General features: G+C 56.5%; 28 protein-coding genes. 12 read left to right on the forward strand and 16 right to left on the reverse strand.

What is annotated here, in order from left to right; genetic code table 11:
* Positions 1 to 291: 291 nt before the first annotated feature.
* Positions 292 to 663 carry a helix-turn-helix domain-containing protein gene (locus tag ABLU86_RS17030; RefSeq protein WP_046883312.1) on the reverse strand — a complete coding sequence of 124 codons (372 nt, stop codon included), beginning with the start codon at positions 661 to 663 and terminating at the stop codon, positions 292 to 294.
* 89 nt (positions 664 to 752) lie between these two features.
* On the opposite strand from ABLU86_RS17030, the gene ABLU86_RS17035 reads away from it, so the two are divergent.
* The 4 genes from ABLU86_RS17035 (at position 753) to ytfE (ending at position 4,305) form a co-directional block, all read left to right on the forward strand.
* Positions 753 to 1,601 (forward strand): SDR family oxidoreductase, encoded by an 849-nt coding sequence (locus ABLU86_RS17035; protein WP_046883313.1) that lies wholly within the window; start codon positions 753 to 755, stop codon positions 1,599 to 1,601.
* Positions 1,602 to 1,681: 80 nt separating this feature from the next.
* The gene (locus tag ABLU86_RS17040) at positions 1,682 to 2,506 is read left to right on the forward strand and encodes an AraC family transcriptional regulator (protein WP_045386744.1); all 825 of its coding nucleotides are present in this window, start codon (positions 1,682 to 1,684) and stop codon (positions 2,504 to 2,506) included.
* Between the two features lie 76 nt (positions 2,507 to 2,582).
* A complete protein-coding gene (locus ABLU86_RS17045; RefSeq protein WP_063402218.1) occupies positions 2,583 to 3,557 on the forward strand; it encodes a DMT family transporter in 975 nt (324 codons plus the stop codon).
* A gap of 82 nt (positions 3,558 to 3,639) precedes the next feature.
* Complete coding sequence (gene ytfE / locus ABLU86_RS17050; RefSeq protein WP_015368602.1) at positions 3,640 to 4,305, forward strand: iron-sulfur cluster repair protein YtfE; 666 nt, start codon at positions 3,640 to 3,642, stop codon at positions 4,303 to 4,305.
* Between the two features lie 63 nt (positions 4,306 to 4,368).
* Here ytfE and cycA read toward each other — a convergent pair whose 3' ends face one another.
* Positions 4,369 to 5,772, reverse strand: coding sequence for a D-serine/D-alanine/glycine transporter (gene cycA / locus ABLU86_RS17055; RefSeq protein ID WP_015368603.1), 1,404 nt, complete (start codon positions 5,770 to 5,772; stop codon positions 4,369 to 4,371).
* 307 nt (positions 5,773 to 6,079) lie between these two features.
* Positions 6,080 to 6,700: an FKBP-type peptidyl-prolyl cis-trans isomerase gene (fklB, locus tag ABLU86_RS17060; RefSeq protein ID WP_002886687.1), complete on the reverse strand. Its 621-nt coding sequence runs from the start codon at positions 6,698 to 6,700 to the stop codon at positions 6,080 to 6,082.
* Positions 6,701 to 6,909: 209 nt separating this feature from the next.
* Between fklB and ABLU86_RS17065 the strand changes: the two genes are divergently transcribed.
* Complete coding sequence (locus ABLU86_RS17065; RefSeq protein ID WP_047053215.1) at positions 6,910 to 7,587, forward strand: LysM-like peptidoglycan-binding domain-containing protein; 678 nt, start codon at positions 6,910 to 6,912, stop codon at positions 7,585 to 7,587.
* Between the two features lie 32 nt (positions 7,588 to 7,619).
* Here ABLU86_RS17065 and ABLU86_RS17070 read toward each other — a convergent pair whose 3' ends face one another.
* The 5 genes from ABLU86_RS17070 to rpsF form a co-directional block, all read right to left on the reverse strand.
* Positions 7,620 to 8,555 carry a DMT family transporter gene (locus tag ABLU86_RS17070; RefSeq protein WP_047053214.1) on the reverse strand — a complete coding sequence of 312 codons (936 nt, stop codon included), beginning with the start codon at positions 8,553 to 8,555 and terminating at the stop codon, positions 7,620 to 7,622.
* Between the two features lie 145 nt (positions 8,556 to 8,700).
* Positions 8,701 to 9,150, reverse strand: coding sequence for a 50S ribosomal protein L9 (gene rplI / locus ABLU86_RS17075; protein WP_015368607.1), 450 nt, complete (start codon positions 9,148 to 9,150; stop codon positions 8,701 to 8,703).
* Between the two features lie 41 nt (positions 9,151 to 9,191).
* Positions 9,192 to 9,419 (reverse strand): 30S ribosomal protein S18, encoded by a 228-nt coding sequence (gene rpsR / locus ABLU86_RS17080; RefSeq protein WP_000135199.1) that lies wholly within the window; start codon positions 9,417 to 9,419, stop codon positions 9,192 to 9,194.
* Positions 9,420 to 9,423: 4 nt separating this feature from the next.
* Entirely contained in the window at positions 9,424 to 9,738 is a 315-nt protein-coding gene (priB, locus tag ABLU86_RS17085) for a primosomal replication protein N (RefSeq protein ID WP_015704181.1), read from the reverse strand.
* A 5-nt stretch (positions 9,739 to 9,743) separates the two neighbouring features.
* Positions 9,744 to 10,139 (reverse strand): 30S ribosomal protein S6, encoded by a 396-nt coding sequence (gene rpsF, locus ABLU86_RS17090; RefSeq protein WP_004098001.1) that lies wholly within the window; start codon positions 10,137 to 10,139, stop codon positions 9,744 to 9,746.
* Between the two features lie 339 nt (positions 10,140 to 10,478).
* Here rpsF and ABLU86_RS17095 point away from each other — a divergent pair, with 339 nt between their 5' ends.
* Positions 10,479 to 10,754 (forward strand): DUF1471 domain-containing protein, encoded by a 276-nt coding sequence (locus ABLU86_RS17095; RefSeq protein WP_348796032.1) that lies wholly within the window; start codon positions 10,479 to 10,481, stop codon positions 10,752 to 10,754.
* A 147-nt stretch (positions 10,755 to 10,901) separates the two neighbouring features.
* The gene (locus tag ABLU86_RS17100) at positions 10,902 to 12,095 is read left to right on the forward strand and encodes an MFS transporter (RefSeq protein ID WP_015704179.1); all 1,194 of its coding nucleotides are present in this window, start codon (positions 10,902 to 10,904) and stop codon (positions 12,093 to 12,095) included.
* 61 nt (positions 12,096 to 12,156) lie between these two features.
* Here ABLU86_RS17100 and ABLU86_RS17105 read toward each other — a convergent pair whose 3' ends face one another.
* The 6 genes from ABLU86_RS17105 to ulaA are packed head-to-tail and all read right to left on the reverse strand — an operon-like array spanning position 12,157 to position 16,571.
* Positions 12,157 to 12,843 carry an L-ribulose-5-phosphate 4-epimerase gene (locus ABLU86_RS17105; RefSeq protein ID WP_015704178.1) on the reverse strand — a complete coding sequence of 229 codons (687 nt, stop codon included), beginning with the start codon at positions 12,841 to 12,843 and terminating at the stop codon, positions 12,157 to 12,159.
* Entirely contained in the window at positions 12,843 to 13,697 is an 855-nt protein-coding gene (locus tag ABLU86_RS17110) for an L-ribulose-5-phosphate 3-epimerase (protein WP_042895261.1), read from the reverse strand. The genes ABLU86_RS17105 and ABLU86_RS17110 overlap by 1 nt, the downstream gene beginning before the upstream one ends.
* A gap of 9 nt (positions 13,698 to 13,706) precedes the next feature.
* Entirely contained in the window at positions 13,707 to 14,360 is a 654-nt protein-coding gene (gene ulaD, locus ABLU86_RS17115) for a 3-keto-L-gulonate-6-phosphate decarboxylase UlaD (RefSeq protein ID WP_015368613.1), read from the reverse strand.
* 15 nt (positions 14,361 to 14,375) lie between these two features.
* Positions 14,376 to 14,843 carry a PTS ascorbate transporter subunit IIA gene (gene ulaC / locus ABLU86_RS17120; protein WP_015368614.1) on the reverse strand — a complete coding sequence of 156 codons (468 nt, stop codon included), beginning with the start codon at positions 14,841 to 14,843 and terminating at the stop codon, positions 14,376 to 14,378.
* Between the two features lie 9 nt (positions 14,844 to 14,852).
* Positions 14,853 to 15,158, reverse strand: coding sequence for a PTS ascorbate transporter subunit IIB (ulaB, locus tag ABLU86_RS17125; protein ID WP_001577590.1), 306 nt, complete (start codon positions 15,156 to 15,158; stop codon positions 14,853 to 14,855).
* Between the two features lie 12 nt (positions 15,159 to 15,170).
* Positions 15,171 to 16,571: a PTS ascorbate transporter subunit IIC gene (gene ulaA, locus ABLU86_RS17130; protein ID WP_015368616.1), complete on the reverse strand. Its 1,401-nt coding sequence runs from the start codon at positions 16,569 to 16,571 to the stop codon at positions 15,171 to 15,173.
* Positions 16,572 to 16,935: 364 nt separating this feature from the next.
* Here ulaA and ulaG point away from each other — a divergent pair, with 364 nt between their 5' ends.
* Positions 16,936 to 18,000, forward strand: coding sequence for an L-ascorbate 6-phosphate lactonase (gene ulaG, locus ABLU86_RS17135; RefSeq protein WP_047040128.1), 1,065 nt, complete (start codon positions 16,936 to 16,938; stop codon positions 17,998 to 18,000).
* Positions 18,001 to 18,103: 103 nt separating this feature from the next.
* A complete protein-coding gene (gene ulaR, locus ABLU86_RS17140; protein ID WP_015368619.1) occupies positions 18,104 to 18,859 on the forward strand; it encodes an HTH-type transcriptional regulator UlaR in 756 nt (251 codons plus the stop codon).
* Here the strand turns inward: ulaR and yjfP are convergent.
* Positions 18,856 to 19,572, reverse strand: a complete 717-nt coding sequence (yjfP, locus tag ABLU86_RS17145; protein WP_063402259.1) for an esterase — start codon at positions 19,570 to 19,572, stop codon at positions 18,856 to 18,858. The two genes, ulaR and yjfP, sit on opposite strands and share 4 nt — an antisense overlap.
* A gap of 209 nt (positions 19,573 to 19,781) precedes the next feature.
* Between yjfP and bsmA the strand changes: the two genes are divergently transcribed.
* Positions 19,782 to 20,090 (forward strand): biofilm peroxide resistance protein BsmA, encoded by a 309-nt coding sequence (gene bsmA / locus ABLU86_RS17150; protein WP_015368621.1) that lies wholly within the window; start codon positions 19,782 to 19,784, stop codon positions 20,088 to 20,090.
* Positions 20,091 to 20,230: 140 nt separating this feature from the next.
* Positions 20,231 to 20,506 (forward strand): DUF1471 family protease activator YjfN, encoded by a 276-nt coding sequence (yjfN, locus tag ABLU86_RS17155; RefSeq protein ID WP_020079815.1) that lies wholly within the window; start codon positions 20,231 to 20,233, stop codon positions 20,504 to 20,506.
* Here yjfN and ABLU86_RS17160 read toward each other — a convergent pair.
* A complete protein-coding gene (locus ABLU86_RS17160) occupies positions 20,497 to 22,134 on the reverse strand; it encodes an isovaleryl-CoA dehydrogenase (protein ID WP_015368623.1) in 1,638 nt (545 codons plus the stop codon). The two genes, yjfN and ABLU86_RS17160, sit on opposite strands and share 10 nt — an antisense overlap.
* A gap of 179 nt (positions 22,135 to 22,313) precedes the next feature.
* On the opposite strand from ABLU86_RS17160, the gene ABLU86_RS17165 reads away from it, so the two are divergent.
* Entirely contained in the window at positions 22,314 to 23,609 is a 1,296-nt protein-coding gene (locus ABLU86_RS17165) for an MFS transporter (protein ID WP_348796031.1), read from the forward strand.
* Positions 23,610 to 23,623: the final 14 nt, after the last annotated feature.

Here is a 23,623-nt window from a genome sequence, read left to right on the forward strand (position 1 = left end):
CCGCTATCCGGGTACATCTCCCCGGTGGCGCTGCGCTTACCGGGGCTACAAAGCGGAGCTGGCCTGTAGCCCGGATAAGGCGTCAGCCGCTATCCGGGTACATCTCCCCGGTGGCGCTGCGCTTACCGGGGCTACAAAGCGAAGCTGGCCTGTAGCCCGGATAAGGCGCCAGCCGCTATCCGGGTACATCTCCCCGGTGGCGCTGCGCTTACCGGGGCTACAAAGCGGAGCTGGCCGGTAGCCCGGATAAGGCGCCAGCCGCTATCCGGGGTTACAGGGAGTGATACATTTTCACTCCCCGTGGTTAGCCAGCACCGCGGGGAGATTCAGCTCGATCCAGTCCGCCAGCGCCGCCACCTTCTCGCTCACCTGCAGGCCGAGCGACGTCAGGCTATATTCAACATGCGGCGGCACCACCGGATATGAAACACGGTCGATAAAGCCATCCTGTTCCAGCGCCTGTAAGGACTGCGCCAGCATCTTTTCGCTGACGCCGCCCATTTTGCGCCGCAGATCGCTAAAGCGGTGGGTCCCCTCGCGTAGCGCCACCAGAATCAACACGCCCCAGCGGCTGGTCACGTGTTTTAGCACATCACGCGACGGGCACTGTTCAGCAAACAGATTCCCGTTGCGCAGTTTGTCGCTCAGCGTCGGTTCGGCCATTTTATACTTACCTTTTTGTACGTACTTACTAAAAGTTAGTTAAGGTGTTAGCTTACCACAACTGCCAATGAACACGAAGGAGAAGACCTATGATCGCGATTACCGGCGCCACCGGCCAGCTTGGCCAGCACGTACTGCATGATCTGTTAAAAACCGTCCCCGCCAGCCAGATCGTGGCGATTGTCCGCAACCCGGCGAAAGCGCAAGCGCTCAGCCAGCGGGGCGTCACTGTGCGGCAGGCCGAGTACGGCGATGAAGCCGCGCTTACCGCCGCGCTGCAAGGGGTTGATAAACTGCTATTAATCTCATCAAGCGAAGTCGGCCAGCGCGCCGTTCAGCACCGTAACGTCATTAACGCCGCCAAAGCCGCTGGGGTGAAATTTATCGCCTATACCAGCCTGCTGCATGCCGATACCTCACCGCTGGGCCTGGCCGGCGAACATATCGAAACCGAACAAATGCTGGCTGATTCCGGTATTCCTTACGCGCTGCTGCGCAACGGCTGGTATACCGAAAACTATTTAGCCAGCGCGCCGCCAGCGCTGGAACACGGCGTGTTTATCGGCGCCGCCGGCGAAGGTAAAATCGCCTCCGCCACCCGTGCCGATTATGCCGCCGCCGCCGCTCACGTTATCGCCGGTGAGGGCCATGCCGGGAAAGTTTACGAACTGGCGGGGGACAACGCCTGGACCCTGAGCGAACTGGCTGCCGAGCTGAGCAAGCAAAGCGGGAAAAATGTGGTTTATCAAAACCTCAGCGAAGCCGATTTCGCCGCCGCGCTGAAAAACGTCGGCCTGCCGGCCGGGCTTGCCGATATGCTGGCGGATTCCGATACCGGCGCGTCGAAAGGCGGACTGTTTGACGACAGCCGCACTCTGAGCAAACTGATTGGCCGCCCGACCACGTCGCTTGCCGATAGCGTTAAAGGCATCATTTAACCGCTCCCTGTCAGTTTTTGCGGTTGCGTCCCGGCGCTTCATCTCTAATATTGAAGGGATGAATCGTCGGGAGACACGGCATGCAGGGCGTACCACCACAATTTAGCGATGAAAAAGACCACGCGCGCTTTCGCCATCTCGAACAACTTCCCGGCGTTGAGCTCTATCACGCCCATATTTCCCGTTATGCCTTTGAACCGCATACCCATGAAGCCTTCGGCATCGGCGTGATTGAACAAGGCGCCGAACGCTTTCGCTATCGCGGCAGCCAGCACGTCGCCTCTGCCAATTCCATCGTCACCATGAATCCGGATGAGCTCCATACCGGCGAGGCGGAAACCGCCGAAGGCTGGCGCTACCGGATGATTTATCTGGAGCCGGATCGGCTGGAGGCCTTCACCGGCGTTCGCCACTGGTGGTTCAGCGAGGTCGTGCGCCAGGAGCCGCAGCGAGCCCGGCAAATCGGCCAACTGATTTACGGCCTGTGGCACGCAGACGATCCGCTGGCGCAGCAAGGAATGCTGCTCGACCTGGTTGATACCTTCCGCCCGCTGGCTCACCATGCGCCAATGGCGCCGGAAGCGGCGCACCGCTTCGATCGGGTACGCGACTACCTGCACGATAACTATATGCGCGCCGTCAGCCTTGATGAACTGGCGCAGGTGGCAGCGCTCAGCCCCTATCACTTCCAGCGCCAGTTTAAAGCCCACTTTCACGTTACCCCGCACCAGATGCTGATGGCGATTCGCCTGTGGCGCGCCAAGGCGTTTCTGACCCACGGCATGCCTGCCGCCGAAGTGGCCATTGCCGCCGGGTTAACCGACCAGTCACATTTAACCCGCGCCTTCACCCGTCGCTACGGCATCACACCGGTGCGTTACCAAAAGCAGGTCGCCGGGCGCTAAAGCGCAATCTCATACAATATTCTTTCCCTCGTACCCTCCTACACTTGGCGCAAGCAAACTGAAGATGGATGTCATCATGATTAGCGGCGTGTTGTATGCCCTGCTGGCGGGGTTAATGTGGGGGCTGATTTTCGTCGGCCCGTTGCTGGTGCCGGAATATCCGGCGGTGCTGCAGTCGATGGGGCGCTATCTGGCGCTGGGACTTATCGCCCTGCCGCTGGCGTGGCTCGGCCGCGCGCGTCTACGCCAGCTGAACGGCAAGGATTGGTGGACCGCGCTGGCGCTGACCATGATGGGGAACCTGATCTATTACTTCTGTCTGGCCAGTGCCATTCAGCGCACCGGCGCGCCGGTATCGACAATGATTATCGGCACCCTGCCGGTAGTACTGCCGGTGTGCGCCAACCTGCTTTATAGCAAGCGCGATGGCAAGCTGCCGTGGCGGCGGCTATTTCCGGCGCTAATCTGTATTGCCCTGGGGCTGGTGTGCGTCAACGTGGCGGAGCTACAGCACGGGCTTCCTGATTTCAGCCCGTGGCGCTATGGTTCGGGCATTGTTCTCGCGCTGATCGCCGTCGTCTGCTGGGCGTGGTATGCCCTGCGCAACGCCCGCTGGTTGCGTGAAAACCCGGATAAGCCGCCGATGATGTGGGCTACCGCGCAGGCGTTGGTCACCCTGCCGCTCTCGCTGGTCGGTTACATCGCCGCCTGCTGGTGGCTGCAGGGCCAACACCTCAACTTTCCGCTCCCCTTCGGCCCGCGCCCGGCTGTATTCATCGCGCTGATGCTGGCGATTGCCGTACTCTGCTCGTGGGTGGGCGCGCTGTGCTGGAACGTCGCCAGCCAGCGCCTGCCGACGGTGATCCTCGGGCCGCTGATCGTCTTCGAGACGCTGGCTGGTCTGCTGTACACCTTCCTGCTCCGCCAGAGCCTGCCGCCGCTGCTGACGCTGAGCGGGATCCTGCTGTTGGTGCTCGGCGTGGTGTCGGCGGTTCGCGCCCGCCCGGAAAAACCGGTTCTGCAGGAACTGCGCGTCGAGCCAAAAAAATAGCCTGGTATCCTAAAGGGGTATTCCCATGGATTAAAGATGCATTTAATATACATCTTATATTCTTGATGACGAGGTAATTGCTATGGCTTTCCGTGACCAACCTTTAGGCGAGCTGGCGCTGAGCATCCCGCGCGCCTCCGCGCTGTTCCGTAAATACGATATGGATTACTGCTGCGGCGGCAAACAAACCCTGGATCGCGCGGCGGCGCGCAAAGCGCTGGACGTCGCGGCGATTGAAGCCGAGCTGACAAAACTGGCCGAGCAGCCGATCGAGCGCGACTGGCGCGCCGCGCCGTTCACCGACATCATCGACCACATCATCGTTCGCTATCATGATCGTCACCGCGAACAGCTGCCGGAACTGATTCTGCAGGCAACCAAGGTTGAACGCGTCCACGCCGATAAGCCGAACGTGCCAAAAGGACTAACCAAATATCTGACCATGCTGCACCAGGAACTCTCCAGCCACATGATGAAAGAGGAGCAGATCCTGTTCCCGATGATCAAGCAGGGGATGGGAACCCAGGCCGGTGGTCCTATCAGCGTGATGGAAAGCGAGCACGACGAAGCGGGCGAACTGTTGGAAGTCATCAAGCACATCACCCATAACGTGACACCGCCGCCGGAAGCCTGCACCACCTGGAAAGCGATGTACAACGGCATTAACGAGATGATTGACGACCTGATGGAGCACATCAGTCTGGAAAATAACGTGCTGTTCCCGCGTGCCCTCGCCGGAAAATCATAAAAAAAGCGCCCGCAGGCGCCCTCTCGACATTGTCAGTTTATTGGCCACTCCGGGTGGCCTTTTTTATTTCGCCAGACGTTTTTTACCGGCAAACAGCCAGCCCGCGCCCAGCAAAACAAACCACAACGGGGTAACCATCAGCGCTTCGCGGGTATCATCTTCCAGCGTCAACAGCACCAGTACGAAGACGAAGAAGGCCATGCACACCCAGCACATCACTTTACCCAGTGGCATCTTATAGATGGACTTCTCGTGCAGCTGCGGACGCTTTTTACGATAGACCAGATAAGAGCAGAGGATAATGGTCCAGACGAACATGAACAGAATCGCCGACACCGTGGTGATCATGGTGAACGCGGCAATCACGCTCGGGTTGACCATCAGCATTACCACGCCGCCCAGCAGGCACATGCAGGAGAAGGTTAAGCCCTTCGCCGGCACCGCGCGCTTCGACAGCTTGGCGAACATTTTCGGCGCCTGACCTTCCTGCGCCAGACCGAACAGCATACGGCTGGTGGAGAACACTCCGCTGTTAGCGGAAGAGGCGGCGGAAGTCAGTACCACGAAGTTGATCAGGCTGGCGGCAGCCGGCAGACCAACCAGAACAAACAGTTCAACGAACGGACTCTTGCTCGGCACGACGGAGCTCCACGGCGTCACCGACATAATCACAATCAGCGCGAAGACGTAGAACATAATGATACGCAGCGGGATGGAGTTGATCGCCCGCGGCAGCGATTTTTCCGGGTCCTTGGTTTCCGCCGCGGTGGTACCAACCAGCTCAATACCCACGAAGGCGAATACCGCTATCTGGAAGCCGGCAAAGAAACCGCTGAGGCCTTTCGGGAACCAGCCGCCGTCATTCCACAGATGCGCGAATGAGGCTTCGACGCCGGTCGGCGATTTAAAGTGCATCATCACCATCACCAGGCCGACCACAATCAGCGCCACGATGGCGACGATTTTGATCATCGCGAACCAGAACTCCATTTCGCCAAACATCTTCACGGTTGCGAGGTTCAGGCCCAGCAGCAGCAGGATAACCGCTAACGAAGCGACCCAGTCAGAAAGTCCGGGGAACCAGAACTGCGCGTAGGCGGTGATGGCGACAACGTCCGCCATCCCGGTGACCACCCAGCAGAACCAGTAGGTCCAGCCGGTAAAATACCCCGCCCACGGCCCTAACAGGTCGGAGGCGAAGTCACTGAATGATTTATATTCGAGGTTCGACAGCAGTAATTCGCCCATTGCACGCATGACGAAAAACAGCATAAAACCGATGATCATATAAACAAAAATAATGGATGGCCCGGCGAGACTGATGGTCTTGCCAGACCCCATAAACAGCCCGGTGCCGATCGCCCCGCCGATAGCAATAAGCTGAATATGCCGGTTAGTGAGATTTCGCCGTAGCGATTGTTCAGTCGTCTCCTGCTCGTCGGCAACGACTTTGACCTGATCTACCATGTGATTTTCTTCCTGTTGTACCTGTCTGTGTTGTTCAGGCTCTGTTGGCCTGTCATTTGTCGCAACCCTGGCAAGAGGGTTTATCGATATTAGGTAAGAATCGGAGGGATGAATACTATGATTTAGATATAATGTTAATTTTATGTTTAAAGTGAGTGTTATATCACCAATGTAACGCGAAACAGCTCACAAAAATACACTCAACGAACTTATATGCAATACAAAATTCCAATAAATTTATAACTTAAGGATTTTACACTGTTTTTATTGGCTCCCTCCCCCTGACAGGAGAGGAAGCCCCTGGTGCTTAAATAATGTCCAGCAGCTCAACTTCAAAGATCAGGGTGCTGAATGGCGGGATAGAAGCGCCCGCGCCGCGCTCGCCGTAAGCCAGGTTGTGCGGAATGGTCAGTTCCCATTTGGAACCTACCGGCATCAGGGTCAGCGCTTCGATCCAGCCGCCGATCACGCCGGTCACCGGGAATTCAGCCGGTTCGCCGCGGGCCACGGAGCTATCGAACACGGTACCGTCGATAAGCTTACCGGTGTAGTGAACGCGTACGCGGTCGGTACGCGCCGGGATCGGGCCTTCGCCCTGCGTCAGTACGCGGAACTGCAGGCCGGATTCAGTGCTGTTCACGCCTTCTTTTTCACGGTTTTCATCGAGGTATTTCTGGCCATCGGCGGCCATCGCCTGGAAGCGCTCACGACGCACGGCGTCAGCGCGTTCGTGGATTTCACGCAGCGCGCGGTGTACGGCTTCAACCGGCACCTGCGGCTGGTTGCCTTCCAGCGCATCGGCAATGCCGGCAACCAGCGCTTCCGGCAGCAGCCCCTGCAGGCCGGATTCGCTCAGTTGTTGTCCAACCTGCAAGCCGATACCGTAACTTGCCTGCGCTTCGATAGTGTCAAAAGTCGGGGTTGCCATCTTTGTTCCTTTTTTGGGTGATAAACATCTTGAGAAAAGCGTTCGAAAGCATAACAGCCATAGAGGAATGGGTAAAACTTTGTCGGCGGATGATGACAAATCTCAGCGAAACAGAAACAATAGGCGATATCAGGTTAACCTCTACCTTCAGGACGTTAGCCGTCTATACTCATAAGCAGGATAAAAATATGCGGAGCAGGAGGAAAGCCATGCCCGGGCGCTTTGAATTGACATCTACCCTGGCGAAGATCTGGCACGCCCCGGATCAACTTCGTCTCATGGATCCGCTACCGCCCATGCATCGCCGCGGCATCATCGCCGGCTTCCTGCTGGTCATTATTGGTTTCCTGCTCCCCTCCGGCGATAACAGCACGCCGACCCAGGCCAGCCGCGAAGCTAATCTCGATCTGCAGTCCCAGTCTCAGCCGCAAGGTTCGGGCAATCAGGCCGTGCCGCTTCCGCCAATCACCAATACGCCGACGGTCAGCGATGCCGACCAGGTTGCGCCTGTGGCGCCTGAAGCCATTCAGGATGAACAGCCGGACCAGACGCAGACGCAAACTTCTTCTTCTTCTCAGCCGTACCAGCAGCCGGCGCAGCAGCAATCTGCGCCGGGCATTGAACAGCAGTGGCGCACCTACCGGATTGAATCGGGCAAAACGCTGGCGCAATTGTTCCGCGACCACGGACTGCCAGCCACTGACGTCTACGCCATGGCGCAGGTCGAAGGCGCCGGCAAACCATTAAGCACCTTGCAGAGTGGACAGACGGTGCAAATTCGCCAGAACGCCAACGGCGTCGTCACCGGCCTCACTATTGATACCGGCAACGGCCAGCAGGTGCTGTTCACCCGCCAGTCGAACGGCAGCTTCGTGCGTGCGCGATAAACGCTTCGCTTAGGCCGGGTTGTACGCCCGGCCTAATGCGCCTGGCTTTTGTTCACCCAGCGGATCCCTACACACACCAGCACCAGCGCGATCGCGTACTTCCACTCAAAGATATTCTCGCCAAGAAAGATCGCTGACAGCACCGTCCCGGCCACCGGGATAACAAAGTTAAACGGCGCAATCATACTGACGCGATTGTGCTTGAGCAGCACGCTCCATAGCGCAAAAGCTATCGACGACAGCAGAGTTAAATAGCCAAGGATCATCGCTGCGGTCAGGCTGTGCATCCGTAGCTCCCCGCCGGTCAGATACCCGCCCGCCACCAGCACCAGACCGCCGAAGGCCAGCTGCCAGCCGGTCATCACCGTCGGGTCGACGGTTTGCGAGATGCGTTTGCCGTAGAGCGTCGCCGCCGAGAGGATGAACGCCGCCAGCACGACAAAGCCATCGCCCTGCCAGACAAAATTAAAATCGCCCAATGAGGTGTTGAAGTTCACCAACATCACGCCGACGAAGCCCAGCACACAGCCGATAGTTTTGTTATAGCTGAGCCGGTCATTCTGGTAGATAAAATGCGCCAGCAGAACGCTGAAGAACGTCCCGGTGGCATTCATAATCGATCCCTTCACTCCGGTGGTGAACGCCAGGCCGACGTAGAAGAAGGCGTACTGGATAGCGGTCTGCGTCAGCCCCAGCATCGCCAGCTGCCCGCACTGGCGGCCATTGAGCCGGGCGATGGGTTTGCGCTGCGCGAGCGCAAACAGCAGCAACAATAAGCCTGCAAACAGGAAGCGATAACCAGCAAAAACAATTTTTGAGGGGACATCATCGGTGGCGATGTGCAGAAGTTCATAGCCGTTTTTTATCGCGGGATAAGAACTGCCCCACAGCAGACAGCATAGCGTCGCGCAGACATAAGCTACTTTTTTATTGGCAAAAATCGAGGGGGTCGGAAAGGAAGCGTCCATTAACTTTACCGGAAATAAAATCGTGTTTTATTTTATCATCCAGAAAGTGGAGAGAATAGCTACCATACCAGATAAAAATCAGGCTGGCGCTAAAAAGCAAAACGCCGGCACAAGGCCGGCGCATCGACGTGAGTTGAGTAAAAAATTACTCAGCTACAACGTTAACAACCAGTTTAGCGAAGACTTCGCTGTGAACCTGGAAGTCTACTTCGTGCTCACCGGTGGTGCGCAGAACGCCGTTCGGCAGGCGAACTTCGCTCTTCGCAACGGCAACGCCAGCTGCAGAAACAGCGTCAGCGATGTCGCGAGTACCGATGGAACCGAACAGTTTACCTTCGTCGCCAGATTTGGACGCGATGGTAACGGTGCCCAGTGCGTTGATTGCTTCAGCACGTGCGTTAGCAGCGGCCAGAACGTCAGCCAGTTTGGCTTCCAGTTCAGCGCGGCGCGCTTCGAAGAACTCAACGTTTTTCTTGGTAGCTGGAACAGCTTTACCCTGTGGTACCAGGAAGTTACGAGCATAGCCCGCTTTAACGTTTACCTGATCACCCAGGCTACCCAGGTTTGCTACTTTATCAAGCAGAATAACTTGCATTACCTTATCCTCTCAAAGTCGTATTAATGGACCGTGACCGATTACTGATGACGATCAGTGTACGGCAGCAGGGACAGGTAGCGTGCGCGTTTGATAGCGCGAGCCAGCTGACGCTGATATTTTGCACGGGTACCGGTGATACGGCTTGGGACAATCTTACCGCTTTCGGTGATGTAGTTTTTCAGCGTAGCGATATCTTTATAGTCGATCTCTTGAACGCCTTCCGCGGTGAAACGGCAGAACTTGCGACGACGGAAATAACGTGCCATATGGCTAGTCTCCAGAATCTATCAATTCAATCTGCTCGGCATGCAGAACCATTTTACTCAAGCCGTTCTTTGCCTTATGGCAACTAATGAACCCTTGAACGGTGACTGCGCTACCGACCGTTATACTGTGAGTAATGGCCTGGTTCTCGTGTCCGCTAATAATAACGGGCATTTGGCACCACGCCTGCCGGTGAAAACCGGCTTCCTCCTGCACAGAACGATGCTCAAGCACGAACTGGCAATGAGGAATTCCTGACGGGCTGACCTTTCGAAGGGGCATCCTGCACACGGTGCCGGACAACACCAGACGGTTGGTCATCAGGATTACTCTTCAGAATCCCCAGCTTCAGAATCATCTGCGGTTTCGTTAGCGAAATCTTCACGACGCTCACGGCGCTCGTCTTTCGCTTTAACCATCGGAGATGCTTCGGTAACAGCGTGCTTAGTACGCATTACCATGCTGCGGATAACGGCGTCGTTGAAGCGGAAGTTAGTTTCCAGCTCATCGATCGCTTCCTGCGGCGCTTCAACGTTCAGCAGAACGTAGTGAGCTTTGTGCAGTTTGTTGATCGGATAAGCCAGCTGACGGCGGCCCCAGTCTTCCAGACGGTGGATCGTACCTTCTGCTGCAGTGATTGCACCAGTGTAACGTTCGATCATGCCCGGAACCTGTTCGCTCTGGTCAGGATGGACCATAAAAACGATTTCGTAATGACGCATCGAATTGCTCCTTACGGATTATTCAGCCTCCTGTCTGGGTCAGCCGCGGCCCATGGAGGCAAGGAACGTGTTAAAGGGCGGCTGAAAAATTGACGCGTCATTCTAATTGCGCCCCCCCAGGAACACAAGCGCATTTGCACAAATAATTCGCACTAAGCGCCAAGCTGGGCTAAGTGGGTGATTTAAAATTAACCAATAACGAACGCGGCATTTTTTTGAACAACTGCATCAGAAAAGGTCGCTATCAGGCGACGCGCCAGCGATTACAATTTAATCAATGGCCAGACACCAGCAAGAGGAGTCCAGCGTTTTACCCGTACTGTCAGTAAGGAGCGTTCTATGAAAAGCATTATCATCGCCGTTATGGCTGCGCTACTCCTTAGCGCCAACGCGCTGGCAGCCATCAAAATCGATGGGCGTCAGGCTCGCAACATGGACGATGTGCAGAGTCTGGGCGTAATTTATATCAACCATAATATGGCTAGCAAGCAAGAGGCCGACCAGGCCCTGAACCAGGAAAGCGATGCCCTGGGAGCGAAGTACTTCCAGCCAATCCTGATTCACGAACCGCAGAGCAATGGCCTTATTCATGCCAGCGCCGCTATTTACCGCTAACCCAGGTCGATGCTTCGCCTCTCCTCACGAGGGGCGAAGCGATAGCCGATGTAAACGCAATTGAGAATTATTTTCCAAACTGACTTACCAGCGTCATCGCAACCTGATTTAATCATCAATTCACCGTTTGTTAATCAGGAGTGATTGATGGTCCCGCGTTTCGCGACGTTAGGTCGCATCCCGAAAGGAGTTTGGGTGCTCGGCGGCGTCAGCCTGCTAATGGATGTCTCATCCGAGATGATCCACAGCCTGCTTCCGCTGTTTATGGCCACCACGCTCGGCGCCAGCGTCATTATTATCGGTCTTATCGAAGGGCTAGCCGAAGCCACCGCCTTAATTCTCAAAGTCTTCTCCGGCGTCATTAGCGACTACGTTGGCAAACGCAAAGGGCTGGCGCTGCTTGGCTACGGGCTGGGGGCGCTGAGTAAACCGCTGTTTGCCCTCGCGCCGAGCGCCGGGGTGGTATTTAGCGCCCGCATGATCGACCGCGTCGGAAAAGGTATCCGCGGAGCGCCGCGCGATGCGCTGGTCGCCGACGTAACACCGCCGGAGATCCGTGGCGCTGCCTACGGGTTACGCCAGGCGCTGGATACCGTCGGCGCCTTTCTCGGCCCGCTGCTGGCGGTGCTGCTGATGTTCATCTGGGCCAACGATTTTCACGCTATCTTCTGGGTGGCGGTCATTCCCGCCGTACTATCCATTGCTCTACTGGGCTTTGGTCTGCAGGAGCCGAAATCCGCCATCGCGCACAAACGTAGCAATCCGCTGAAGCGCGAAAACCTGAAAAAGCTCTCTGCCGCTTACTGGTGGGTGGTGGCGATCGGCAGTATCTTCACCCTCGCCCGCTTCAGCGAAGCTTTTTTGGTACTGCGCGCCCAGCAGATGGAGATCCCGCTGTTTACTATTCCGCTGGTCATGGTCGCGATGAACCTGGTCTACAGCCTCACGGCTTACCCGTTCGGTAAGCTCTCTGACAGCATGAGCCACAGTAAACTGCTGCAATGGGGGCTGCTGGTGCTGATCCTCGCCGATATCGTGCTGGCGCTCAGCGGCCACTGGAGCACGCTGCTGATCGGTGTCGCGCTGTGGGGGATTCACATGGGCATGACTCAAGGCCTACTGGCGGCCATGGTTGCGCATACCGCGCCGCCGGAACTACGCGGTACGGCATTCGGCATGTTCAACCTGATGAGCGGGCTGGCGCTGCTGCTGGCCAGTACCGGCGCGGGGATACTCTGGGAAAGCTTCGGCGCCGCATCGACGTTTTACGCCGGCGCGGTTATCTGTCTGCTGACGCTCATCGGCATGCGCTGTATGCCATCGGCCTATCGTCAGGGTTAAAAACGGCTCCGGGGCCAGACCAGTTGCTTCACCCTGAGGTGAAAGCCCCGGAGCGCGTAGCTTACTTCTGCCCGTAGTAGGCGTCAGGCCCGTGTTTACGCAGAAAATGTTTCTCCATTAGCCAGCTGTCGATGGGCTGTAGCTGCGGATTAATGCCGCGGGCGATCCACGCCATTCGCGCCACTTCTTCCATCACCACCGCATTGTGCACCGCCTCGTGGGCATCTTTCCCCCAGGAGAAGGGTCCGTGCTGATACACCACAATTCCCGGCGTATGTAACGGGTTGGCCTCGCCCAGCGTTTCGATAATCACCTTCCCGGTGTTCAGCTCATAGGCCTCTTCCACCTCCTGTGCGCTGAGCGCCCGGGTGCAGGGGATATCACCGAAGAAGTAGTCCGCGTGAGTGGTGCCGAGCGCCGGGATTGCCAGCCCCGCCTGCGCCCAGGCGGTAGCGTGCGTCGAGTGGGTATGCACCACCCCGCCAAGGCCGGAATAACGGCGGTATAACGCAAGGTGGGTAGCGGTATCAGAAGAGGGACGCCAGCGCCCTTCCACCACGTTGCCCTGCAAATCGACCACCACCATATCATCGACGGTCATTGACTCGTAGGCTACGCCGCTGGGCTTAATCACCACCAGCCCACGTTGCCGGTCGATTGCGCTGACGTTGCCCCAGGTAAAGGTCACCAGCCCGTAGCGCGGCAGATCCATATTAGCTGCAAATACCTGCTGTTTAAGCTGCTGCATTATGCCGCCTCCGTCAGGCCCGCGCGGGCCATCCGCGCTTTCACCCAGTCGCGAGCCTTTGCGACTTCCGCCGCCGGATCATCGGTGGTTTCGCTCCACATCTCAATCAGATACGGACCGCAGTAGCCTGTCTGCTTGAGCGTTTCGAAGCAACGTTCAAAATCGACGACCCCTTCACCAAACGGCACGTTTTTAAAGACGCCGGGCTTCGTATCTTTGACATGTACCGCCACGATATGCCCCATGCCGGCCTGCAATTCCATCTGTACGTCGTTATCCCACGCCGACAGATTGCCAATATCCGGATAAAGCTGGAACCACGGATTATTCAGGTAGTGGGCATAACCCAGCGCCTTACTGATCGAGTTCATCAGCGGATAGTCCATGATTTCCATCGCCAGCGTGACCTGGGCCCGGCTGGCCATCTCGACGCTCTCTTTCAGGCCTTCACGAAAACGGCGGCGCGTTTCATCATTCGCCTGCTGATAATAAACATCGTAGCCCGCCAGCTGGATCACCCGAATCCCCACATCCTGCGCCAGCTGAATGGCTTTACGCATGATGTCCAGCCCCTGCTTGCGCACCGCGTCATCTTCGCTGCCGAGCGGAAAACGACGATGGGCGCTAAGGCACATCGATGGTACCCGGACGCCGGTTTCGGCTACCGCCTTGACCAGCGCGAGGCGCTGCTCCTGGCTCCAGTCCAGCCGGGCGAGACGGGCATCGGTTTCATCAAGCGACATTTCAACAAAATCAAAACCCAGCGCTTTCGCAAGCTGTAACCGCTCCAGCCAGCACTCCCCGGCGGGGAGCGCTTTTTCATAGATACCGAGCGGAATTTGTTTCGACAACATAACCGCTCCTTAACCCCACAGCTGGGCGATAGAGCGTTTAAACTGGCGAGCCGCTTCCACCGGCGAGGCGGCATCGCGGATGCTGCGCCCGGCAATAAAGACGTGAATAGGGATACCGGCGAACAGCGGCAGGTCTTCCAGCGCCAGTCCGCCGGTCACGGTGACTTTGAAGCCCATATCGGAAAGGCGCTTAATCGCGCTGATATCCGCCTCGCTCCACGCCACGCCCGCGGCCTGCGCGTCGCGGCTGCGGTGATAGACCACCTGCTGAATACCCGCATCACGCCACGCCTGCGCCTGCTCCCAGGTCCAGAAGCCGGTCAGTTCAATTTGTACGTCGCCATTGAACTCTTTAGCGACATCCAGCGCCCCTTTGGCGGTGTTGATATCGGCGCAGCAGATCACGGTCACCCAGTCGGCGTTGGCTTCAAAGCACATCCGCGACAGGATTTTACCGGCATCGGCGATTTTGGCATCCGCCAGCACGATTTTATGCGGATACAGCGCTTTCAGATCGCGCACCGCGCGCACTCCTTCGCCGACGCAGAGAATAGTGCCGACTTCAATGATATCCACCTCTTCGGCGATCAGCCGGGTGGTCTCATAGGCGTGAGACAGGGTTTGGTTATCCAGCGCAACCTGCAACATTGGTAACTGAGACATCGTATCAACTCCCTCTTAAACAGCCGCCGCAGTGGCGTTTTCAATTAAATCCAGCACTTCCTGCTCGGTGCGGCAGGCGCGTAAACGGTCGAAATTGGCTTCGTCATCAAACAGGTTAACGATCTGCATGATGCCCACCTCCTGGTGGGTGGTGGCGTCAACTGCCGCCATGGTGATCAGAATGTCGACCGGGTCGTTATCTTCGTGATTGAAAATTAGCGGTTTTTTGAGCGTCACCAGCGCAAAGCCGGTTTTCTTAACGCCCTCTTCCGGACGGCCGTGCGGCATCGCCAGCCCCGGCGCGATAACAAAATAGGGGCCATGCTGCGCGACGCCATCGAGGATCGCCTGGTAGTAACGCGGTTCCACTACGTCGGCGGCCACCAGCAGATCGACGCCGATTTTCACCGCCTCCTGCCAGCTTTCCGCCTCCGCCTGCAGGCGTATGGAGTGGTTCTGCGCCAGAGAATCATGAAGTTTCATGGCGGCTCCTTATTTCACATCCTGCGGGAAGTGGGCTTTGATCACTTCTAGCAGTTTTGGGCCGAAATCCGCAGGCGACAGCATATTGCGCACACCAACCACGTATTTATTGCCAGTGACGGTGATTTCGCCGGCGATGTGGGTCGAGGCAATAATGATATCCGCGCCGTTTAGTTCGCTTTTATACTCACCTACCGCGCAGCTGTTCACCGTGTGGTCGATATTTGATTGCGTCAGGAACTGGTCCACCTTCATTTTCATGATCATGGAACTTCCTTGCCCGTTGCCACACACAGCCAGAATACGTACGGTCATAATCAGAACTCCTTATTGAGCAGAGGCTTCTGCCAGTTGTTTTTCTGCGTCTTCCTCGGCGCGCAGCGCGCGGCCGGCGAAGAACATATAAGCCAGTGAAATCAGAATAATGACGGCCATAAACGCCAGCCCTATCGAGGCGAAGCCCTGCATCATCGGCGGCGCCAGGATTGACCAATCCGCCATGCCCATCCAGGCGCTCATTCCGGTCAACTTCACCGCCCACACGCAGCCGAAGATTTCAATCATGCCCATCACCAGACAGATTTTGAGCGCCGCGCGCCAGCCGCCGAAGTGGTTAGCAAAGACGCCAATCGTCGCGTTAGAGAAGAACATTGGGATAAAGCCCGGGATGATCAGGATGGAGGAACCAACGCCGACGAGAATACCCACGGCAATCAGTTGGCCGATGGTGCCCCACATAAAGCCCCAGACCACGGCATTCGGCGCGAAGCTATAGATAGCGGCGCAGTCGATCGCCAGCACGGCGCCGGGGATCAGGCGCTGTGAGATACCGTTGAAGGCTTCGGACAGCTCGGCGACGAACATACGCACGCCCTGGGTAATGATGAAAATGGCCACGGCGAAGGAGAAACCGGTCTGCAGGATATAGACCGTCCAGTGGGTTTTGCCCGCCATCGCCTGTACAACGTCGATACCAAAGGAGAGCAGAATGGCGCCAAAGAAAATGGTCATCACAATCGCGGTAGAGACGATGTTGTCGTGGAAGATATTGAGCCAACCGGGCAGTTTGAGGTCTTCGACGCTCTCCTCTTTTTTCCCCAGATACGGCGCCACTTTATAGGCAATCCACGAGGCAAACTGCTGTTGGTGTCCGATAGAGAAGCCGCAACCGTCGGTAACCAGTTGAGTCGGCTTGAACATCATGTTGGAGGTGATCCCCCAGTACAGGGAGACCAGTACCGCGGTACAGATAATGGTCGTCCACATGGAGTAGCCGAAAATGAAGAAAGAGACCGCAATCAGCCCCGCCTGCTGAAACATGATATGGCCAGTCAGCATAATGGTGCGGATGCCGGTAATGCGGCGCAGCAGGACGTAACAGATGTTTAACGCCAGCGCCAACAGCACCGCATATCCCACCCAGCTATAGGCTTCACCCATCCGGTCGATGGTCGCCATCATCGAGGCGTAGGTGTCGGAAATCGCGCCATTGATGCCATAAACCTCTGACATTTTCGCCACCACCGGCTTAAAGGTGCTGGTAAGAATGCCAGAGCCGGCTTGTAACAGCATGAAACCAATGATGGTTTTGATCGTGCCTTTGATAATCACGCTGACGCTTTTACGCAACAAGATATAGCCAAGGCAGGTCACGATACCCAGCAGCAGCGGGGCATTAGTCATTACCTGATTAAAGAAGACGGTAAAGATGTTGTAGAGGATCTCCATAACACACTCCAGAAGAGGAAGGCTTTGAACGCGCATGACGCTCAGCAGTTGTCGTCGCCCTCACTCTAATAATCAAAAACAATCACAACAAGATTGAATTTGATTAAATGTGACGCATCACGCAAATAATCACATTTTTTATGCGTGTATTTTCCACTACGTCATATCACAACCAAACAAACCACTAATATCAACAATATACATACATCCATGATATTAAACTCAGGGTTTATCAGCGCGTTAGCGCAACGATATCAGCGCTTTTTATCGAAAATAGCCGATTGCATTCCTGAAAAAACAGTGACAATATAAATCAAAACAAATCACCAATTGATTACTTTTGAAATAAAAGAGGAAGAGATAGATGAGTAAAGTGCAAACCATCACCCGTGAATCCTGGATTTTGAGCACTTTCCCGGAATGGGGCAGTTGGCTGAATGAAGAGATCGAACAAGAGCAGGTTGCGCCGGGCACCTTTGCCATGTGGTGGCTGGGATGCACCGGTATTTGGCTTAAATCGGAAGGCGGCGCTAATATTTGCGTCGATTTCTGGTGCGGCACCGGTAAGCAGAGCCACGGTAATCCGCTGATGAAAACCGGCCACCAGATGCAGCGCATGGCCGGGGTGAAAAAACTACAGCCGAACCTGCGCACTACGCCATTCGTGCTCGATCCTTTCGCCATCCGCCAAATTGACGCCGTGCTGGCGACGCACGATCACAACGATCATATCGACGTTAACGTCGCCGCCGCGGTGATGCAAAACTGCGCCGCCGATGTGCCGTTTATCGGGCCGAAAACCTGCGTTGACCTGTGGATTGGCTGGGGCGTGCCGAAAGAACGCTGCATCGTCATGAAGCCGGGTGATGTGGTGAAGATCAAAGACATTGAGATCCACGCGCTCGATGCATTCGATCGTACGGCCCTCATTACCCTTCCCGCCGATCAAAAAGCCGCCGGCGTGCTGCCGGACGGCATGGACCAACGCGCGGTCAACTATCTGTTCAAAACGCCGGGCGGAAACTTGTACCATAGCGGCGACTCCCACTACTCCAACTACTACGCGAAGCACGGCAACGACCATCAGATTGACGTCGCCCTCGGTTCCTACGGGGAAAACCCGCGCGGCATCACCGACAAAATGACCAGCGCCGATATCCTGCGCATGGCGGAATCGCTGAATACCAAAGTGGTTATCCCGTTCCATCACGATATCTGGTCCAACTTCCAGGCCGACCCGCAAGAGATCCGCGTACTGTGGGAGATGAAAAAAGATCGTCTGAAATACGGCTTCAAGCCGTTTATCTGGCAGGTCGGCGGTAAATTTACCTGGCCGCTGGATAAAGACAATTTCGAGTACCACTACCCACGCGGGTTCGACGACTGCTTTACCATTGAGCCGGACCTGCCGTTCAAATCCTTCTTGTAACCGTATTCCGGCGGGCGCGCTCGCCGGAATTCCCTTTCCGCATTAGTATTTAGCGTTGATTTCAAATATCATCTTTGCTTGTCACTTTTAATCGGATTCGCTCATGACTGAAGCGCAAAGACATCAAATTTTACTGGATTTGCTGGCGCAAACGGGATTCGTCACCGTTGAACAGGTAATTTCCCGTCTCGGCATCTCTCCGGCGACAGCAAGACGCGATATTAATAAGCTGGATGAAAACGGCAAGCTGAAAAAAGTTCGTAACGGCGCGGAAGCCATCAGCGAACAGCGCCCGCGATGGTCGCCAATGAACATTCATCAGGCGCAAAACCATGATGAGAAAGTGCGGATTGCCCGCGCCGCCTCGCAGCTGGTGTCGCCGGGCGAAAGCATTGTTATCAACTGCGGCTCCACCGCCTTCCTGCTCGGCCGCGAACTATGCGGCAAACCGGTGCAGATCATCACCAACTACCTGCCGCTGGCCAACTATCTGATTGATCAGGAGCATGACAGCGTGATCATTATGGGGGGGCAATATAACCACAGCCACTTCATCACCCTCAGCCCGCAGGGTAGCGAAAACAGCCTGTATGCCGGGCACTGGATGTTCACCAGCGGCAAAGGGTTAACCGCCGAGGGATTGTACAAAACGGATATGTTGACTGCGATGGCCGAGCAGAAAATGCTTAACGTCGTTGGCAAACTGGCGGTACTGGTCGATAGCAGCAAAGTCGGCGAACGCGCCGGGATGCTGTTCAGCCAGGCCAGCCAAATCGACCTGGTTATCACCGGTAAGCAGGCCGATGAAACGATCCTCAAGCAGCTTGAGGATCAGGGCGTGCAGGTTATTCGCGTTTAAAGATGCCGCAGAAAAAAGGCGGTGGTCGCGTCCAGCGCTTCCGGGGTGATGCGGTGACGCACGCCCTTTTGCCAGTGGCAGGTCAGGTTAGTTGCCAGGCCGCTCTGCGTTAACGCCTGCTGCAGACGGAAAGTGTCACCGGGTGGAACCACATCATCGGCATCACCGTGCCACAGCAGCAACGGCTTATCAGCCACTGCCGCCAGCTGATGAGTGACGTCCCACTCCGCCAGGCTTGCCGTATCGAATTCGGGCGACGGAAACAACGTCTGTGCAAGGGTGCTGAAATAGCCCGAGCCCATCAGGCAGGCCACACATTTAAGCTCAGGATGATGAGTCATGATGCCGAGCGCGGTCATGCCGCCCATTGATGCGCCGGCCACCGCCAGCCGCTCGTCTTCCAGCCACCCCTCAGCGATAATCGCTTCCCGCAGTGCGGCAAACTCAACAAAGTTTTGTCGCAGGATCGGCCAAAAGCGCTGCATTCGCCCGGCATCATCGCCGTGAAAACGCGCGCCATGTTCGGCGGCATCCGGCATAATCACCCGGAAGCCGGCTTCGGCCAGCGCGACGGCAAAGTAGCTGTAGACCAGTTTGGAAGAGGTAAAACCGTGATAGAAGACGATAACCGGCAGCGGTTTCTCCGCCATCCCAGCCGGACAGGCGTGAATCACTTCACCGCCCGCCAGATTGCGCATTTCGAGTGTTATCATTTATCGTCTCCTTCTTTATAGTGGCATCACGCAATGCGCAAAAAGCAACCACCAAAATTCTGCTTTTGCCGTGAATTATAATGTTGAGAGCTCGGTTACGCTTTCATAACATTTTCATTCGAAAATCGCGCGATAGATAACAATTCGGGAACATTCCCCAGAAATGATGTTCAGGCTACCACTACACTATCACTATCAGGAAACGAGATATGGTCATGCGTAGGTTTACACCGTGGTTACTGGCTCTCGCCTTAAGCGGATGTAGTGTCCTGCAGGGTACGCCGGAGGCACCGCCGCCGGCAAGCGATCATCCGCAGGAGATTCGTCGCAATCAGACTGAGGGCCTGCAAAAGATAGGTACCGTCAGCGTGCTAATGTACGGTTCGCCGATGGATGTCGAGACCGCGTTGAAAGCCAAAGCAGAAGCCGCCAAAGCGGATTACTACGTCATCGTCATGATCGATGACACCATGGTTCCCGGCCAGTGGTATTCGCAAGCGATTCTGTATCATAAATAGCAGCGTGATGCGCTTTTAATCAGCTTTACACTGCTTTGCGTCCATTCACGTTCTCCTGCGCATAATAACGTTCGGCCAGCCTTTTTGGCAGAACGTTAGCAAACGGACTGCCCTCGGGATTACGTGAAATGGAGCTGACGATGAAACGATCACTGACCTTACCCAGCCTGTTGCTGACCACCGCGACGGCCAATACTTCCGCTCAGTCAGCCGAATTCGCCAGTGCGGATTGCGTCACCGGCCTGAACGAAATTGGTCTGATTTCCGTCAATAATATCTCCGGCAGTCAGCAGGATGTCGAGCACGCCATTGCCGTAAAAGCCGATGAGCAGGGCGCTTCCTGGTATCGTATCGTTCAGATGTATGAAGAGCCGCAGCCGGATAGCTGGCGAGTGCAGGCCATTCTCTACGCCTGAGACGGCTGTCGTCCGCGCCCCATTGCTCGCAGCAGCGCATCGTCAAGCAGTTGAGCGTCCAGGCGGACACTTCCTCGCGGATCCAGCATCATTCGGCACCATGCCTGGGCCAGCGGCGGCGACGCAAAGCGCAGCATCTGCGCACCCGCCCCCAGGCAATACACCAGACGCGCTATTTCTCGTCCCTGCGCCTCAACAGGTCGCCGTAAGAGTTGCTGAAGCTGTCGCCACGCGCGGTCATAATGCCGGTTCTGCCCCTTAACCTCAGCACACTCCGCCGCCAGCATTTCTAGCGCCGCAGGCTGCTTGCTAAGTACCCGCATCACGTCGAGACACATAATATTGCCGGAGCCTTCCCAGATACTATTCACCGGCATCTCACGGTATAAGCGCGGGAGTTCGCTCTCTTCGCAATAACCGATACCGCCCAGCACTTCCATCGCCTCAGCGACAAACGGTATACCAGCGCGACAGATAGCAAACTTGGCGACCGGGGTAAATAAACGAGCCCATAGCACTTCATGCGCATCGTCGCGCCGATCCCAGGCGCGAGCCAGACGGAACAGAAAAGCGGTTTGTCCTTCAAGACGCAGCGCCATCTGGCCCAGCACCTGACGCATCATCGGCTGATCGGCCAGATTCTTGCCGAACGCCTGACGCTGCAGCGCATGATACAGCGCCACCGAGTAAGCGCGGCGCATCAGGGCATGACTGCCGGCGGCGCAGTCGAAGCGGGTCAGCGCGCCCATCTTGAGAATTTGCCGCACGCCGTCGCCTTCTTCGCCTATCAGCCACCCGCAGGCGTCAAAGAATTCGGCTTCGCTACTGGCGTTAGAGCGGTTGCCTAATTTATCTTTCAGCCTCTCCAGGCGAACGCCATTGCGTTGGCCATCGGGTAAAAAGCGCGGCACAAAGAAGCAGGAGAGCCCACCCGACGCCTGAGCCAGCACCAGATGCGCGTCGCTCTGCGGCACCGAGAAGAACCATTTATGCCCCACCAGCCGATAGAATCCTTCCGCCGTTTTTTCCGCCCGGGTGGTATTACTGAGCACATCGGAACCGCCCTGTTTTTCGGTCATTCCCATACCAATCAGCAACCCACGCTTCTGATCGCCGGGCGCCAGATGCGGGTCATAGCGGTCGCTGAGCAACGGCGGCAGCCAGTCGCTAAAGACGGTGGGCAGCGCGCGCTGTAGCAGCGGCGTTGCGGCGAAGGTCATGGTTATCGGGCATAACGTTCCCGCCTCCACCTGGGCATGCAGCATAAAGCGGGCAGTACGGGCAACAAACGAACCCGCGCGGGCATCCTCCTGCCAGGCAAGATTATGCACCCGGTTGGCGCACAGTCCCTGCATTAGCAAATGCCAGGCGGGGTGAAACCGCACGTCATCCAATCGGGCGCCGGTGGCGTCGTAGCGTAGCAGTTCCGGCGGATTACTATTGGCCAGACGCCCCAACTCCAGCGATTCCGCCGTGCCTAACTGCTGGCCGATGCTGGCGAGCAGATCGCTATCCCAGCCGGCGCCTTCACGCGTCACTGCCTCACAAAGCGCGGTATCGGACAAAAACAGATTACTGTTACACAACGGCGTCGGTTGATTGAATACGGTATGCGTTTGCCAGTGCATGATGTCTCCCTCCGTCAATGGCTCTGACAGTAAGTATGGTCGGCCGCATAGACGCTCACAAAAAAACCGCTCCGCCTTCGTGAAGCCCATCACAGGCATAAGAATTTAAAATTTTCTCATTAAAAATGTATGGAATAATTTATTCATTCGTTACTGTTTTGTATCAGTCGGGGCTTCCTATGCACACCGCCAGCACAACATCGGCAGCGCAAAAACGCGCGCTGATCGCCGGTTCTATCGGTAACTTTATTGAATGGTACGAGTTCGCGGTCTATGGCTTTCTGGCGACCGTAATTGCGAATAATTTTTTCCAAATGACTGGAGAAGCGCCGCTGACCGGGCTGATTCTGACTTACGCCTCTTTCGCGATAGCGTTCTTCTTTCGCCCGCTGGGCGCCATCGTTTTTGGCCGTCTCGGCGACCGCATCGGCCGCAAGCCGACGCTGATTATCGTGTTGGTACTGATGACGCTCGCCACCACGGCTATCGGACTGGTACCGGTTTACGCCAGCATCGGTATTGCCGCACCGCTCATTCTGACCGGATTACGTATTCTTCAGGGATTGTTTGCCGGCGGCGAGTACGGAGGTGCGGTATCGCTGATGACCGAGTTCGCCCCTAAAGGTAAGCGTGGGCTGTATGGCGCATGGCAATCTTTTACCGTCGCGCTGGGGCTGCTGGCAGGCGCAGGCGTGGTCGCGCTGATTTCCGCCGCGCTTAGCCCCGAATCGCTGCATGACTGGGGCTGGCGCATCCCCTTCTTTCTCGCCATACCGATGGGCATCGTCGCGCTGTGGCTACGCGTTAAAATGGAAGAGACGCCGGGCTTTTTACGTCAGCAGCAGGCTACACCGCCCGCGGAAACCCGCGCCAGTTTGCGCCAGACGCTCAAAGCGATTCTCACCGGCATTGGCCGGCTGATGGTATGGTCGGCGGCGGGTTATACCTACCTGGTGATCATGCCCTCATACCTTCAGTCCGCGCTGCACACCGGTTTTAATCAGGCACTGCTGATTGCGGTGATCTCCAATATTGGCTTCGCCATCACCATCTTGCCTGCCGGGATGCTCAGCGATAAGTGGGGACGTCGGCGGGTGATGGTCGCGGCTGCGGTATTGCTGCTGGTACTGGCGCTACCGCTGCTGAAAATATTGCAGGCGGAAAGCAGTACGCTGCTGGTGAAAGGTATCGTGGTGCTGATTGCGGGTGGCCTGGTGGGGATTCTGGCCGGGCCTGGGCCGGCGATGCTGGCGGAGATGTTCCCAACCAGAGTGCGTTATACCGGGCTGGGTTTAGCCTATTCGCTTTCGAATGCTGTCTTCTCCGGCTGTGCCGGGTTGATTATTACCGGCCTGATTAAACAGACCGGTAATCTGGATATTCCGGCGTACTACGTGATGGCGACGGCCGTCGTCAGTATTGCCGCGCTGATGACGCTCAATAAGAACGATCATTTGCGGGCGCTGGACGACTAACCTACCGCGCCCGC

Source organism: Klebsiella sp. JN_Kp121 (assembly GCF_040062145.1).
In the GTDB taxonomy this organism is placed as follows: Bacteria; Pseudomonadota; Gammaproteobacteria; order Enterobacterales; family Enterobacteriaceae; genus Klebsiella; species Klebsiella aerogenes.